The following is a 13,936-nucleotide window of genomic DNA, read 5'->3' as shown; positions in this document are numbered from 1 at the left end:
GCTTCCGAAGGGCCTGCTCAAGCGGGCCTTTGTTTTTTCTCCCAGTACCAAGCCACGTACATTCTCTTCCGGTCGTGCTTGATGGCCTTCAAGCGGGCCTTTATCGAACGGATGTCTTCCTTCTCGCAGGCAGCCCAGACGAATGTATCGTCGGTCATCGAGCCAATCGCGGTCTCGACCTCCTTGCGGAGAGTATTGCCTTCGCCCGCTCCATAGCTTCGGCGATGCAACCAGCGGACATCAAGCGCAGCGCCGGATGGCAGTGGTTGCTCTTCGGACTTATCCGCGACTTCGATAATCGCGTGAATTCGCGTGCCCGCAGGCATCTCCGCAACGATGCGCGCGATGGCGGGGAGGGCACTTTCGTCTCCGGCCAACAGCAGATTTCCTGCCTCGGGAAGCGCTCCGCCCCCTGGACCAAGCAAGGCCACCCGGTCTCCCGGCAGGGCATCGCGAGCGAAATCCGCTCCAGGCGTTTCGACGCCGGCAGAGCTATGCTGCAGAAAATCGATCCAGAGCTCGCCGCGTTCGATATCAACCGCGCGGATCGTGTAGACGCGGACCAATAAGGCGTCCTCGCCCTCCGGCCAGGCAACACGACCGTCCTCGCGCAGGCCCGGCCACACAGGCCGGCGGCCTCTTGGCGGGACGAGCAGGCGAACATGCATCTCGCCACCGATGAACGGCCTGACATCGGCGCAGCTGAATTTAACCCGGCGCATATGCGGCGTGACATTCTCGGCCGAGACTACCGTCGCCTCGTGGATATTGGGCAATTGCGCAAGCGCTGCGGATTGGGACCAGGACAGCTCCAGCGCATCGTCACCAGCGAAGTAGAAAAGATGCTCGGCAATGCTGGTGCGGCTCATCTGCAATGCCTGTTGTGAAGGGCAAGTCAGTTCGATCGATAGCCGCTGATCGTCGATGCGTATGTCGGCGCAACCAAGCTTGCTGGTGAGTAGCGCCCCGTTCTCCGTGCGCCTCACGTCGGCATGTTCGACGAAGTGCTCGCAGATCTCGCTCAGCATCTGGGCGGCGTCCCTCGGAATAGCGATGCCGGAGAGCTTGAATTCCTGGGTGGTGTTCATTTCACCTTCTCCTTTGCGCTCACGCTCGGCGCCATGTGGTTGCGACCGATCGGAAGCATGATGGGGCGGCCGGATGTGGGGTCGATGATGATGCGGCTCTCAAGCCCAAAGACCTGCCGGACGTTGTCTTCGGTCAAGACCTCTTCCGGCGCGCCCGTGACGTGCACGCGACCATCGCTCATCGCAACGAGATAGTCGGCGTAGCGCGCGGCGAGATTGAGATCGTGAAGCACCATGACGACGGTGGTGCCGCGTTCCCGGTTGAGATCGGTCAGAAGATCAAGGACTTCGATCTGATGGCTGATGTCGAGGAACGTCGTGGGTTCGTCCAACAGAAGAATATCGGTGGCTTGCGCCAGCGCCATGGCGATCCACACGCGCTGGCGCTGGCCGCCGGACAATTCGTCCACGGCCCGATCGGCGAGTTCCGCCGTGTTTGTCGCAGCAAGAGCGCCATCCACCGCCTCATCGTCCTTGCTGCTCCAGCGCGATAACAGGCTTTGATGCGGATGCCGGCCGCGGCTGACGAGGTCGGCAACCGTGATGCCTTCGGGTGCGACCGGCGACTGTGGAAGCAGCCCCAGAGTGCGCGCCAGCTCCCGCGGCGGTGTCTTGTGGATGGATTTCCCATCGAGAAGCACCTGTCCCGCGATGGGCGACAGAAGCCGCGACATCGCCCGGAGCAGAGTGGACTTGCCGCAGGCATTGGCGCCGACGATCACGGTTATCCTGCCGGGCGGGACAGCGAGGTCGAGGCCGTGCAGGATTTCCGTTTCGCCGTAGCCCGCAGAGAGATTGCCTGCTGTCAGAGTGCGAGCCATCATAGGGAACCTCCGGTCCGGTTGACGCGGACGATCAGGAAAATCAGATAGGGAGCGCCGAGTGCGCCGGTCACCACGCCGACAGGATAGCGGCCGGGTAGCAGGAACTGCCCGATGTAATCGCCGCCGAGCACCAAGACGGCGCCGATGAGCGCCGAGGGGACGAGGAGCGATCCGCTGCCGCCGACGATGCGGGCGGCGATCGGGCCGGCAAGGAATGCGACAAAGGCGATAGGGCCAGTCACGGCCGTCGCTGTTGCGATGACGCCGACGGCGCCGATGATGATCATGATGCGGGTTCGCGATACGCGCACTCCGAGTGCCGCCGCCGTATCATCGCCAAGCCGGAGCGCCTCAAGGTCTCTGCTGCGGCTCAAGAGAAGACCGCCGAAGACGATAAGCGACAGGAGCAGAGGCAGCGCCTGGCCAAGCTGCACGCCGTTGACGCTGCCCGTCAGCCAGCGCATCGCTTCCTGCAGGTTCCACGCCGGCGCCTGCGACAGGATATAGGAGATGATGCTCTCCAGCATGGCCGAGACCGCGATCCCGACCAGAACCAGACGCGTCCCCGCCACGCCGTTTCGTGACGAGAGGCCGTAAACCAAGAGGGCGACACCCAGCCCCGCGACCACCGCGAAGATCGAAACGAATGGTCCCTTCATCGACAGCACGATGATCGCGAACACGGCCGCCGCGCCGGCGCCCGAGCTTATGCCGATGATATCGGGGCTGGCGAGCGGATTGCGCAGCATGACCTGAAAAGCCACGCCGCCGAGACCGAAACTCAAGCCGGCGAGAATGGCAAGCACCGCGCGCGGCAAGCGCAGCTGACCGACCGTGAAGCTCGCGCCCGATACGTTCTCTCCCATCAGCACGCGAAGGACATCGCCCGGCGGTGTCACCGTCTGCCCGACAGAGAGCGTGAACGCGAAGATGGCGATGACGAGCAACAGAAGCGCAAGCACGACGGCCGCATGCCTGCGACCGCGACGGCGACGGCTGGTGGCGGTCAAACCTGATATGGCCGAAGGCATGGTCACAGTTCACGAACCCTTTGGCGTCTGACGATCCATATGAAGAACGGCGCGCCGATCAGGGCGGTGACAACGCCGACATCGAGCTCGGCCGGACGAGCGACGATGCGTCCGACGATGTCGGCGGCAAGGAGCAGGCAGGCGCCGCCGATGGCGGAGAAGGGGAGGAGCCAGCGGTGATCGACGCCGATCAGCAGCCGGCAGAGATGCGGGACGACAAGGCCGATGAAGCCGATCGGTCCGCAGATTGCCGTTGTCGCGCCGCAGAGCAGAATTGCGCCAAGCGCGCCCATGCCGCGCGCCACCGCCACACGTTCGCCGAGCCCGGCCGCTAGATCATCGCCCAGCGCAAGCGAGTTGAGTTTCCGGGCGGAAAGAAAGCTGATCGCAAACCCCACCGCCAGGAAAGGCAGAACCGGCATGATCCGCTCAAAGGCCGCCCCGCCGACGCCGCCGATCTGCCATGAGCGTATGCCGCCGGCGATATCGGCGCGTGGCAGAACCACGGCGATCACCATGGAGGCGAAGGCGACCGAGGTCGCAGCGCCAGCAAGCGTCAGCTTCAGCGGCGTCGCGCCGCCACGGCCCAACGAGCCGATGGTGTAGACAAAGCAGGCAGAGCAGCCGGCACCAACAATCGCTGTCCAGACATAGGCTTCGGCGGAGGCGATGTTGAACCATGCGACGCCGACGACCACGGCAAGCGAGGCGCCCATGTTGACGCCGAGGATACCGGGATCGGCCAGCGGGTTGCGCGTCACGCCCTGCATAATCGCACCCGCAAGCCCAAGCGCGCCGCCGGCAAGCATGGCGAGGACAGTACGCGGGACGCGAACGGCAACCGCAGCCTGGCCGATATCATCGACATGTCCGAAGAGCGCCGCGCCGATATCGCTCCACGGCACCTGACGCGTGCCGACGGTGATCGACAGCGCAAGCAATGCCAGGAGCAGCACGAACAGACCCGCCAGCCACAGGCCCCGGGCGCCGTTCGACCGTGCGGCGATGGCCGCCGGCGCGACCGTCTTTCTCGATGACGTCATTTCGACTTTTCCACGCCCTCGGCAAGCAAAGCGACATAGTCCTTCAGCACCCAGGAGATCGAGAGCGGTGTGGGATTTGCGGCTGTCCCGACGCTGTTTGCGCCGAGAATAACGATCGCCCCCTTTTCGACAGCCGGCATCTTGGACATCAGCAGGTTTGCCGTGACCGCCGACAGCAGTTTCATATTGCCATAGGTCACGACGAGATCGACGTCGTCAAACATGTCGATGCGCTCGGCGCTGATCGAGCCCGAGAATTTGCCGGGTTGCGAGACATCGACAACGCTCTTCGGGCTCTCGAGCCCGAGATCCTTGAAGAATTTCACGCGTGTATCGTTGGTCGTGTAGAAGTTGATTGTACTGAGGTCGAGTGGGTTGAGATGCGTGACGAACATGGCCTTCTTGCCGCGAATCTCCGGGTGCGTGGCTACAGCCGAAGCGATCTCGCCTTCGATCTTCTTGATCAGGGCCTCGCCCTCCGGCGCCATGCCCATGCCGGCGCTATTGAGGCGGATCATCTCGCGCCAGTCGGTGGACCAAGCGGCGTCAGGGTAGGCGACAACCGGGGCGATCTGGCTCAGCGTATCGTAATCGGCCTGACTGAGTCCGGAGTATGAGGCGAGGATGACGTCGGGATGGGTGGCCGCGACCGCCTCGAAATCGATACCATCCCCCTCGTCGAACAGCACGGGCTTGTCGGCGTGAAGTTCCTTCAGCCTCTCAGCGACCCAGGGCAAAAGACCATCACCATCATCATCGCCGAAATTGGCTTTCGCAAAGCCCACGGGCACGACACCAAGCGCGAGCGGCACCTCGTGGTTCGCCCAGGCGACGGTCGCGATCCGTTCGGGCTTTTTCGGAATGATCGTCGTGCCGAGCGCGTGCTTTATGGTGATGGGGTAGGTGACGCCCTCATCGGCGAACGCGCCGCGAATGGGCATCATCAATGCGCATATCACCACCGCGAGGGTAAGGCGCCAGAACCGAAACATTGTGCAAACTCCGCCGAACGTATAAGTGGACCCTCACTTTCAGGTTAAGGCGTGAGCGTCAACGGCAATGCGTTTGTCGAATGGCCAGGCAGGCGAGATTCCCATGGTATCCTACAAAACGCGGAAAACTTACAATACTAGACAATCTCGCTCAAGTTAGAGGCTGTGACCGGGGATGTAGACGAGACCATGCCGGCTGGCGACTGCTTCGCGCATTTCGCAACGTCGTCTGGTGCGTTCCCCTGCAACCGGCATGCACTTTCGGTCTCCACCGGGTGTCTACCATGGTGAAATCAGCTTCTGGAACGCGAATATGAATATCGAAACAAAAGGCCTGCGCTCTCAACGAACCCGTCTTCGCTGGCGCAAGGCGGTGCTGCTGGGATGCACGGCCATCGGCGCTCTTGCTCCTGCCGTCTCCTTTGCGCAGGATGCATCCAGCTCGGATTCGGCGACGACGCTGGCGCCGATCGTTCTGGAAGGGCGCAAGGCCTCGGGCACCAGGATCGATACCAGTAACGATTCGAAGTCGATCGTCGCCACGCAGACCACCGGCGCCGGCAAGTTGGCGACCGAGATTCTGGACACGCCGGCCTCCGTTTCGGTCATTACCTCCAAGGAAATCGAAGAGCGCAATGCCGACACGATGGAGAAGGTGGTGCAGTACACCTCGGGTGTCGTCACCGACTTCTACGGCTCGGACGATCGCTTTGATTATTTCGATATTCGCGGTTTCACGCCCTACACCTATCGCGACGGGTTGGCGATCGGCAGAACGTTTGCCGGTGTCCGGGAGGAACCCTATGCATTTGAACGCATCGAAATCCTGAAGGGCGCCAGCTCCTCAAGCTTCGGTTCGGCGGAACCAGGCGGCTCTGTCAACTACGTCACCAAGACGCCGAAGTCGGAGCGTTTCGGCGAAATCTATGCGACCGGCGGCTCTTTCTCCCACAAGGAAACCGGCTTTGATTTCGGTGACAACATCACCGCGGATGACACGCTGTCCTATCGCCTGACCGGCAAATTGCAGCGGGCGGACGACGAGTACGATTTCTCGCAGAACGACGAGAACTTCATCATGGGCGGCCTGACATGGCGCCCGACCGCCGCGACGAACCTGACCGTGGTCTTCGATCACCTGGACAAGGATGGCGTTCCCGGCAGCGGCGGCCATCCGCTGGGCACCGATTTCGACCGGAGCGTCTTCTTTGGCGAGCCGGACTACTATTTCAACTCGACGAACCGCAACACCGTCAACGTCATGTTCGACCACGACTTCGATAACGGCCTGAGCTTCAGCTCCAAGGCCCGTTACAACAAGTTGAACAGCGGTTTCGGCAGCGCCTACATCGGAAGTACGCCGACCGATGGTTCGACGACGGCCGGCCGCTACTTCTTCGGCAACGACAAGTCGAGCGAGCAGTTCATCATTGATGCGAATCTTGCCTATGAGGCGAACTTCGATGATGTCGAGAGCCGAACGCTTCTCGGTGGCGAATACAACACGTTCAAATCGGATAACGACAATTTCACTAAGGGGGCGCCTTCGATCGACTGGCTGAATCCGGTCTACACAGGTGGACCTGGCCCAATGTCGCCTTACTCGAGCACCTTGAGCGACCAGAAGACAGGCGCGCTATATCTGCAGCAGGACTTGACGTTCTTCGACAGGCTGACAGTGAGTGTCGGCTTGCGCAATGACTGGCTCGACCTCGACGAGACGAACCAGCTCACCGGCGTGACCACCTCGGGCACTCATAGCGAGTTCACCAAGCGCATCGGTGTCAGCTACAAGCTGACCGATGAATGGGCGACCTATGCGAGCTACGCCGAATCCGCTGCTCCACCTGCCGTGGGCGCCGATCCGACGACCGGAAAGCAGTACGAAGTCGGCGTCAAATACAAGCCCGACGCATTTCCTGCCTTGTTCACCGCTTCGGTCTACGACCTGACCAAGGGCAATATCACCGTTGCCGATCAGGTCACCTATCTTCCGATCACGGTCGACAAGGTCCGGCACCGCGGCTTCGAATTCGAAGCCAAGGCGGAGATGACGGACAACATCAACCTGATCGCCAGCTACAGCTACATCGATTCCCGTATCGACGAGCCGGGCGGCGTGAACGACGGTAACCGCTTGATGCGCGTTCCCAAGCATTTCGCTTCGGTGTGGGGTACCTATACGCTGGAAGGCGATGGCCCTCGCGGTGACATGACCTTCGGTCTCGGCGCGCGCTATACCGGCGCCTACTTCACAAACATCACCAACACGATTTCAGCCGACAGCGCGGTCGTGTTCGATGCCGCCTTCACCTACAAGTTCGCCGAGAACACGACGCTCCAGCTGAACGCCAGCAACCTGTTCGACGAAAAGCACGTCGCCAGCAAGGATGGTGGCGCGGTCTACTACAATCCCGGCCGCACGATCATGGCAACGCTGCGCCAGACGTGGTGATCGAACGTTGAAAACACGGACTGTCCCGCCTGCCATGTGCCGGCGGGACTTTCGCTTTAAATACCCTGACGAATTCGCCGCCAGGCGGCCGGCGTTTCGCCAACGATCTGTCGGAAGACCTTGGTAAAATGCGCCTGATCGGAGAAGCCGAGCTGGGCCGCCACGCCGGCAACCGTTACGCCCTCGTCCAGCAAGGTTCTTGCGAGGTCGATGCGCTTGGCAAGCTGCCATTGTAGCGGGGTCTTGCCGGTGGTCTGCTTGAAAACGGTGGCAAACCAGCTCTCCGACAAGCCGACCGTCGCCGCCATGTCGGCAACGGACATCCGGTAATCGCTTGTCCTGTCCATGCGAGCGGTGAGCCTGTTCATCTGCGCTTGCGTCATGCGGCCATCGCGTTTCTCGCTGCCTTCGTCCGGCAGGTCGAGAAGTCCCGTGACGATGCTGCCAATCAAGCTTTCAGCATAGAGGGCATGGCGCGACGGCTTCGATATCTCATCGACGAGCAGCCCGCCCAACGTCTGCACGGCGCCCGCATCCTGGATCTCCACCGGCCGGCGCAGGGCCGATAGCGCGGCCGAGCTGCCAAGCGAAGGCGATAGAAACTTCAAAATCCGGTCCTTGTGCATATGCAGGTTCAGGTGTGAGAACCGGTGCGTGGATCGGCTGGTGGTCCACATCGGCACTCCAGCCGGCACATAGATGGCACGGGTCATCGATCGGGCATTGTTGGAGAAGTCGCCGTTCTGGTTCGACACATGGATCTGAGATGAGACGTCGTTGAAGAAGATCATGATGCGCGGATCATCGGCCAGATAATAGCCCTTCGCCCCCGACTGGCTTTCTGCTTCCCAGTAGGCGCTCACCAGGCCATCGAACTGGCGCCATTTCACCGGAGCAACGACCCGAATTCCCTCGGTGTGCCATTTCATCGTGTGCCAGAAAGCCAATGCCAAGATCCGTTTACGCTGAGATGGCGGCGCATGCGCACGGCATGACCCTTGCGCCATCTCTTAATCATCCACGCCCTTGCCACACCAAGGAGCATATCGAAAGAAAGATGATTTTAATACTCATATTTATTAGCAATAACAAGAGCGGAGAGCATCTCCCTGGCTGAACACCTTCAGCGCCGCATCATTCGAACAGGTCGGGATTGTTCGCCTCGATCTGCGGCAAATCCGACAGGATCCCATTCAGATGCGCGCGCATAGCGCCAGCGGCGGCGTCCGCGTCGCGTCCATCGATCGCCGTAATGATCGCCTCGTGCTCCGCAATCAGCCGCATCATGGAATCGGGGTGGCGAAGCTGCAGATTGCAGACACGGTCCATGTGGGCCTTGATGTCGGCGATGGCGTTCCAGGCCAGGCTGCAGCCGGCGCCTTCGGCAATCGCGATATGGAACTGCTCGTCCTCGCGCCGGAATGCGTTGTGATCGTGCGCCTCCATGGCCATCCGCTGCTTGCCGATGATCGTGTCGATCCGGCGGCGGGTCCAGCTGTCGAAGCTCTCGCTGGCGCGCCGCGCAACGGCGGTCTCCAGCGCCTCGCGCACGAAACGCGCCTCCATCATCTGCCGCGCCGAGATACGGACGACGACCGTGCCTCTGTTGGGGCGCACATCGACCAGCTTCGACCTCCCGAGCGCGATCAGCGCCTCGCGTACCGGCTGTCGCGAGACGCCCATGCGGGTCGCGATCTCCTGCTCGGAGAGCCGCGTTCCCGGCGCCAGTTCCAGCTTGATGATCTGCTCGCGCAGGTCGCGTTCCACCTGCGCCGCAGCGGTTTCGCCGGTCTCAATCTTCAAGGATTCGAGGTTCATGTCTTTCGTCGCCGTCATCCGTTGACATCCAATTTAAACCACCATACAGTACCATACAATTCAAACGCAACATAAATCCGGCGGCCTAAAGCCGGGAAGAAAGGGAGGGCCGGCACGATGTGTCGGCTTGGAGGGAAACGTGCTGTCCAATTTCATTGCGCCTGATTCCAGTGATCCGCGGCTGAACATTAAATCCCGCTACCAGATGCTTGTCGATGGCAAGTCGGTGGATGCCGCATCCGGCCGCACGATTGATCGTGTCAGCCCCGGTCACGCGGGCGCCGTTGTCGGCACCTGGCCGGAAGCCTCGGCAGATGATGTACGTTTGGCCGTTGCCGCCGCCCGCCGCGCCTTCGACACCGGCCCGTGGCCGCGCATGTCGGGTGCGGAGCGCTCGCGCCTGATGTTCAAGGTGGCCGACCTGATCCTCAAAAATCAGGAAGATCTGGCCGTGGCCGAAAGCCTGGAAGTCGGCAAGCCGATCGCCCAGGCGCGCGGCGAGATCGGCTTCTGCGCCGACCTCTGGTCCTACGCTGCTGGTCAGGCGCGTGCATTGGAGGGCCAGGCGCACAACAATATCGGCGACGATCGGCTGGGCCTCGTGCTGCGCGAAGCCGTTGGCGTCGTCGGCATTATCACGCCCTGGAATTTCCCGTTCATCATCGCTTCGGAGCGCGTGCCGTGGGCGATCGGCGCCGGCTGCACCGTCGTCCTCAAGCCGTCGGAATTCACCTCCGGTACCTCGATCCGCATGGCGGAGCTGGCACGTGAGGCCGGCATTCCCGATGGCGTCTTCAACGTCGTCACCGGCTATGGCGATCCGGCCGGTCAGGTGCTCGCCGAAGATCCCGGCGTCGACATGGTTGCCTTCACCGGTTCGGTGCGCGTTGGCACCAAGCTTGGCGAGATCGCCGCGCGCAGCGTCAAGCGTGTCGGGCTGGAACTCGGCGGCAAGGGGCCGCAGATCGTCTTTGCCGATGCGGACCTCGAGGCTGCCGCCGATGGCATCGCCTACGGCGTCTATCACAATGGCGGGCAGTGCTGCATTTCAGGCAGCCGGCTGCTGGTTCAGGAAGGCATCCGCGACGCTTTGATGGAACGCCTGCTCGACATCTCGCGCAAGGTGACCTTCGGCGATCCGCTGAACGACCGCACCAAGATCGGCGCGATGATCTCCGAAGCCCATGTCGGCAAGGTTCATTCCTACGTGGAAGCCGGCATCGCATCGGGTGCGGAGCTGCTGCTCGGCGGCGAGCGCGTCGGCAAGGACACCGGCATCTATTACGCCCCCACCGTATTCGCCGGCGTGAAGCCCGAGATGTCGATCGCCCGCGAGGAGATCTTCGGCCCGGTGCTTTCGACCTTGACCTTCAAGACCGCGGACGAGGCCGTGGCGCTCGCCAATGCCAGCGAGTTCGGCCTTTCCGCCTCGGTCTGGTCCACCAATCTCGAAAACGCGATGCAGAGCATTCGCCGCATTCGCGCCGGCCGCTGCTGGATCAACAGCGTCATCGACGGCACGCCGGAACTGCCGATCGGCGGCTACAAGAAAAGCGGCCTCGGCCGCGAACTCGGCCGCTATGGCTTTGATGAATATTCCCAGTTCAAGGGCGTGCACGTGACGTTCGGGCGACCGGCGCCGTGGTTCGGCTAAAGCATGTCTCCCGAAAGTGGTCACCGGTTTCGGGATAAAGACATGCGACGAAACAAGAAGCTGAAGCGCATGAGCGAATCTGAAAGATCGCGACGCGCTTCAGGGAAATAAAGGGATAGGGCGTTTCCGCTTTTGGGAGAAGGCGGGACGTCTGGGAGGAAAATCTCGGCCGGCGTGATCTTTGGTCGGAGCCCGCCAGCCGAGACTTGGGTCTTTCGACCCACATTGCACATCCATAAGGGAGGATACGCAAATGAAATTGACCAGGTTGAAAACCGCAGCACTCGCCGCGGGTATCGCCACGATGATGACATCTACGGCATTGGCGGCCGACGTCAAGGCAACGATGATCATCTATCTCGATCCGAGCGTCCAGTTCTTCAACCCCGTGGTGAAGGGCGCCAAGGACGCGGCGGCACAGTTCGGCGTCGATCTCGACGTGCAATACGCCAACAACGATCCGGTCCGCCAGAACGACCTGATCGAGAGCGCGACCGCCGCAGGCGTCGATGGTATCGCCGTCGCCATCTCCTCGTCGGACGCATTCGATGAAAGCATCTGCGCGGCCGTGAAGGCCGGCATCGTCGTCATCGGCTTCAACAATGACGACCTGGAAGGCGCCAAGGGCAATTGCCGCCAGGCCTATGTCGGCATGAACGAGTTCTCCTCCGGCTACGAACTCGGCAACCGGATGATCAAGGAATTCGGCCTGAAGTCCGGCGACGTCGTCTTCAACCCGCGCGAAATCCCCGAGGCGAGCTTCGCGGTCGCGCGTGGCGGCGGCATCGAGAAGGCAATGAAGGAAAACGGCATCAAGGTCGAGACGGTTCGCGCCGGGCTTGATCCGGCCGAGGCGCAGAACATCATGGCGCAGTTCCTGATCGCCAACCCCAACGTCAAGGCCGTGTTCGGCACCGGCTCGGTCACTTCGACCGTCGGCGCCGGCGCCATCAAGGATGCGGGCGTCAAGGTCCCGTTCGGCGGCTTCGACCTCGCGGTCGAGATCGTCAATGCGGTCGAGTCAGGTGCGATGTTCGCGACCATGGACCAGCAGCCCTACCTCCAGGGTTATTACCCGATCGCCCAGATCGCGCTCTCGAAGAAATACGGACTGACCCCGACCGACGTCGACACCGGCCAGGGCGCCTTCCTCGACAAGTCGCGCATCAGCTCGGTCAAGCCGCTGATCGGCAGCTTCCGCTAACCGCGTTTCGTGGGAGCCTGCCGGCTAAGCCGGCAGGTTCTCCGTCTCCAATCGATCGAGTACCAGACCGTGACACCAATTCTTGAGACAAGTGCCGCGCCCCGGTCGCGGACGCAGAAACAACCGATTATCCGGCAGATCATGGCGATGCCGGCAGGCGCGATCTTCCTCGTCTTCATGACGCTGCAGATCGTCTGCATCGCAGGCGCGCTTCTCTATCCCGATCAGTTCCGCTACCTCTCGCCGCAAAACCTGACGATCCTGATGAAGGCGATCCCCGTGCTCGGCTGCCTGGCGCTCGGCGCCGGCGTGCTGATGATCGCGGGCGAATTCGACCTTTCCATCGGTTCCGTCTACACCTTCACCGCCATCCTGATGGCAAGCCTCGTCGGCGCCGGAATGAGCGCTTTCATAGCCGCCCCGCTCGGCGTCTTGGCGGGCATCATGATCGGCTTGCTCAACGGCCACATCACACTGCGCTTCGGGCTGCCGTCCTTCATCGTGACCCTGGGTGGCCTGCTGTTCTGGCGCGGCGCGGTGCTGCTCTATAACGGCGCGGTCCAGGTTCGCTTCGATCCGGAGCCGATCTTCACCAGCCTGTTTTCCGGCACGCTGCTCGGCATCAATGCCGCCTTCATCTGGATCGTGCTCTTCGTCGTCGGCTTCCACTACCTCGTCCATCGTCACCGCTTCGGCAACCATGTGTTCGCCACCGGTGGCAATCGCGGTGCGGCGGAAGCGATCGGCATCAACACCAACCGCGTCAAGCTGGTAGCCTTCGCGATCGCCGGCGGCATGGCGGCTGTGGCCGGCATTATTGCAACCGCGCGCGTCGGCAGCGTGCAACCGGGGCAGGGCGCCGGACTGGAACTCCAGGCGATCGCCGCCTGCGTCATCGGCGGACTGTCGCTGCGCGGTGGCCGGGGCTCGATCATCGGCATCTTCCTGGGCGTGCTTCTGATCCACACCATCACCGACGTGCTGCTTCTCTTGCGCGCGCCGGGCTTCTATCTCGACATGTTCATCGCGACGTTGATCGTGCTGGCCGCCATCTTCAACCATCTTATCGAGCGGCGAGGTCTTGCGTGATGTCGGCCCCCAATCTTCTTGAACTGCACAACATTTCGAAAAGCTTTGGTGCGCTGACTGCACTGCGCAATCTGAGCTTCCATATCGGTGAAGGCGAAGTGGTGGGTCTGCTTGGCGACAACGGCGCCGGCAAGTCGACCACGGTCAACCTGATCTCCGGTATCCACAAGCCGACGGACGGCTATCTCAGCGTCGACGGCAAGAAGACGGCGTTTACCTGCCGGTCGGACTCCGCCGATGCTGGTATCGAAACCATCTATCAGCATACGGCGCTGGTGGATTCGCTCTCGATCACCCGCAATATCTTCATGGGCCGCGAACTCACCGATCGCTTTGGCTTCCTGCGCCAGCGCGAAATGCGCGAGATCGCCATGGAGGTGCTGCAGAACGCGGTCCACATCTCCGGCATCGATAGCCCGGATACGCTCGTCGGCAATCTCTCCGGCGGCCAGAAGCAGGCGGTCGCCATCGCCCGCGCCGTCTATTTCAAGAAGCGCGTGCTGCTCCTCGACGAGCCGACGTCTGCGCTGTCGGTGCGCGAAACTGAGGCGCTGTTGAACCAGGTGCTGAAGCTCAAGGCGGAAAACGTCTCGAGCGTGCTCGTGACCCACAATATCTACCACGCCTATCAGGTCTGCGACCGCTTCGTGATCATGAGTCACGGCACCAAGGTGTTCGATGTCGACAAGGCGGACACGACGATCAACCAGCTGACCGAATATGTCGTGCTCACCTGAT

The 13,936-nt window shown here is 61.9% G+C and carries 12 protein-coding genes; 5 read left to right on the top strand and 7 right to left on the bottom strand.

The window, feature by feature from the left end:
- Positions 1–17: 17 nt before the first annotated feature.
- Genes ACODTZ_RS04195 through ACODTZ_RS04175 form a run of 5 tightly spaced genes read right to left on the bottom strand, consistent with a single transcriptional unit; the run spans position 18 to position 4,930 of the window.
- Entirely contained in the window at positions 18–1,088 is a 1,071-nt protein-coding gene (locus ACODTZ_RS04195; protein ID WP_489023978.1) for a DUF2218 domain-containing protein, read from the bottom strand.
- Complete coding sequence (locus tag ACODTZ_RS04190; RefSeq protein WP_489023976.1) at positions 1,085–1,912, bottom strand: ABC transporter ATP-binding protein; 828 nt, start codon at positions 1,910–1,912, stop codon at positions 1,085–1,087. Before ACODTZ_RS04190 ends, ACODTZ_RS04195 begins: the two co-directional genes overlap by 4 nt.
- Complete coding sequence (locus ACODTZ_RS04185; RefSeq protein ID WP_489024792.1) at positions 1,909–2,943, bottom strand: FecCD family ABC transporter permease; 1,035 nt, start codon at positions 2,941–2,943, stop codon at positions 1,909–1,911. The genes ACODTZ_RS04190 and ACODTZ_RS04185 overlap by 4 nt, the downstream gene beginning before the upstream one ends.
- 2 nt (positions 2,944–2,945) lie before the next feature.
- A complete protein-coding gene (locus ACODTZ_RS04180; protein ID WP_489023974.1) occupies positions 2,946–3,986 on the bottom strand; it encodes a FecCD family ABC transporter permease in 1,041 nt (346 codons plus the stop codon).
- Positions 3,983–4,930: an iron-siderophore ABC transporter substrate-binding protein gene (locus ACODTZ_RS04175; protein WP_247750381.1), complete on the bottom strand. Its 948-nt coding sequence runs from the start codon at positions 4,928–4,930 to the stop codon at positions 3,983–3,985. Before ACODTZ_RS04175 ends, ACODTZ_RS04180 begins: the two co-directional genes overlap by 4 nt.
- Positions 4,931–5,291: 361 nt before the next feature.
- Here ACODTZ_RS04175 and ACODTZ_RS04170 point away from each other — a divergent pair, with 361 nt between their 5' ends.
- Positions 5,292–7,433 carry a TonB-dependent siderophore receptor gene (locus ACODTZ_RS04170; RefSeq protein WP_489023972.1) on the top strand — a complete coding sequence of 714 codons (2,142 nt, stop codon included), beginning with the start codon at positions 5,292–5,294 and terminating at the stop codon, positions 7,431–7,433.
- 56 nt (positions 7,434–7,489) lie between these two features.
- On the opposite strand, the gene ACODTZ_RS04165 is transcribed toward ACODTZ_RS04170, so the two are convergent.
- Together ACODTZ_RS04165 and ACODTZ_RS04160 are read right to left on the bottom strand one after the other, a co-directional pair.
- Positions 7,490–8,380, bottom strand: coding sequence for a helix-turn-helix domain-containing protein (locus ACODTZ_RS04165; RefSeq protein ID WP_112981847.1), 891 nt, complete (start codon positions 8,378–8,380; stop codon positions 7,490–7,492).
- A gap of 187 nt (positions 8,381–8,567) precedes the next feature.
- Positions 8,568–9,269: a GntR family transcriptional regulator gene (locus tag ACODTZ_RS04160; RefSeq protein WP_489023969.1), complete on the bottom strand. Its 702-nt coding sequence runs from the start codon at positions 9,267–9,269 to the stop codon at positions 8,568–8,570.
- Positions 9,270–9,390: 121 nt separating this feature from the next.
- Between ACODTZ_RS04160 and ACODTZ_RS04155 the strand changes: the two genes are divergently transcribed.
- The 4 genes from ACODTZ_RS04155 (at position 9,391) to ACODTZ_RS04140 (ending at position 13,935) form a co-directional block, all read left to right on the top strand.
- A complete protein-coding gene (locus tag ACODTZ_RS04155; RefSeq protein WP_489023968.1) occupies positions 9,391–10,905 on the top strand; it encodes an aldehyde dehydrogenase family protein in 1,515 nt (504 codons plus the stop codon).
- 253 nt (positions 10,906–11,158) lie between these two features.
- Positions 11,159–12,109, top strand: coding sequence for a sugar ABC transporter substrate-binding protein (locus tag ACODTZ_RS04150; RefSeq protein ID WP_047503633.1), 951 nt, complete (start codon positions 11,159–11,161; stop codon positions 12,107–12,109).
- A gap of 69 nt (positions 12,110–12,178) precedes the next feature.
- Complete coding sequence (locus tag ACODTZ_RS04145) at positions 12,179–13,198, top strand: ABC transporter permease (RefSeq protein ID WP_197067282.1); 1,020 nt, start codon at positions 12,179–12,181, stop codon at positions 13,196–13,198.
- Positions 13,198–13,935 (top strand): ATP-binding cassette domain-containing protein, encoded by a 738-nt coding sequence (locus tag ACODTZ_RS04140; protein ID WP_016554332.1) that lies wholly within the window; start codon positions 13,198–13,200, stop codon positions 13,933–13,935. The genes ACODTZ_RS04145 and ACODTZ_RS04140 overlap by 1 nt, the downstream gene beginning before the upstream one ends.
- The last annotated feature ends 1 nt before the right edge of the window (position 13,936 follow it).

Source organism: Rhizobium sp. FG113 (assembly GCF_057809895.1).
The sequence above is the reverse complement of the archived record's forward strand: the minus strand, read 5'-3'. Positions and strand labels throughout refer to the sequence as shown.

What these genes read in the sequence shown, in the direction of transcription:
- ACODTZ_RS04175 (WP_247750381.1), bottom strand. Translation starts at nt 4,930, where the DNA reads ATGATGCCCATTCGCGGCGCGTTCGCCGATGAGGGCGTCACCTACCCC.
- ACODTZ_RS04190 (WP_489023976.1), bottom strand. Translation starts at nt 1,912, where the DNA reads ATGATGGCTCGCACTCTGACAGCAGGCAATCTCTCTGCGGGCTACGGC.
- ACODTZ_RS04160 (WP_489023969.1), bottom strand. Translation starts at nt 9,269, where the DNA reads ATGACGGCGACGAAAGACATGAACCTCGAATCCTTGAAGATTGAGACC.
- ACODTZ_RS04180 (WP_489023974.1), bottom strand. Translation starts at nt 3,986, where the DNA reads ATGACGTCATCGAGAAAGACGGTCGCGCCGGCGGCCATCGCCGCACGG.
- ACODTZ_RS04140 (WP_016554332.1), top strand. Translation starts at nt 13,198, where the DNA reads ATGTCGGCCCCCAATCTTCTTGAACTGCACAACATTTCGAAAAGCTTT.
- ACODTZ_RS04170 (WP_489023972.1), top strand. Translation starts at nt 5,292, where the DNA reads ATGAATATCGAAACAAAAGGCCTGCGCTCTCAACGAACCCGTCTTCGC.
- ACODTZ_RS04150 (WP_047503633.1), top strand. Translation starts at nt 11,159, where the DNA reads ATGAAATTGACCAGGTTGAAAACCGCAGCACTCGCCGCGGGTATCGCC.
- ACODTZ_RS04185 (WP_489024792.1), bottom strand. Translation starts at nt 2,943, where the DNA reads ATGCCTTCGGCCATATCAGGTTTGACCGCCACCAGCCGTCGCCGTCGC.
- ACODTZ_RS04195 (WP_489023978.1), bottom strand. Translation starts at nt 1,088, where the DNA reads ATGAACACCACCCAGGAATTCAAGCTCTCCGGCATCGCTATTCCGAGG.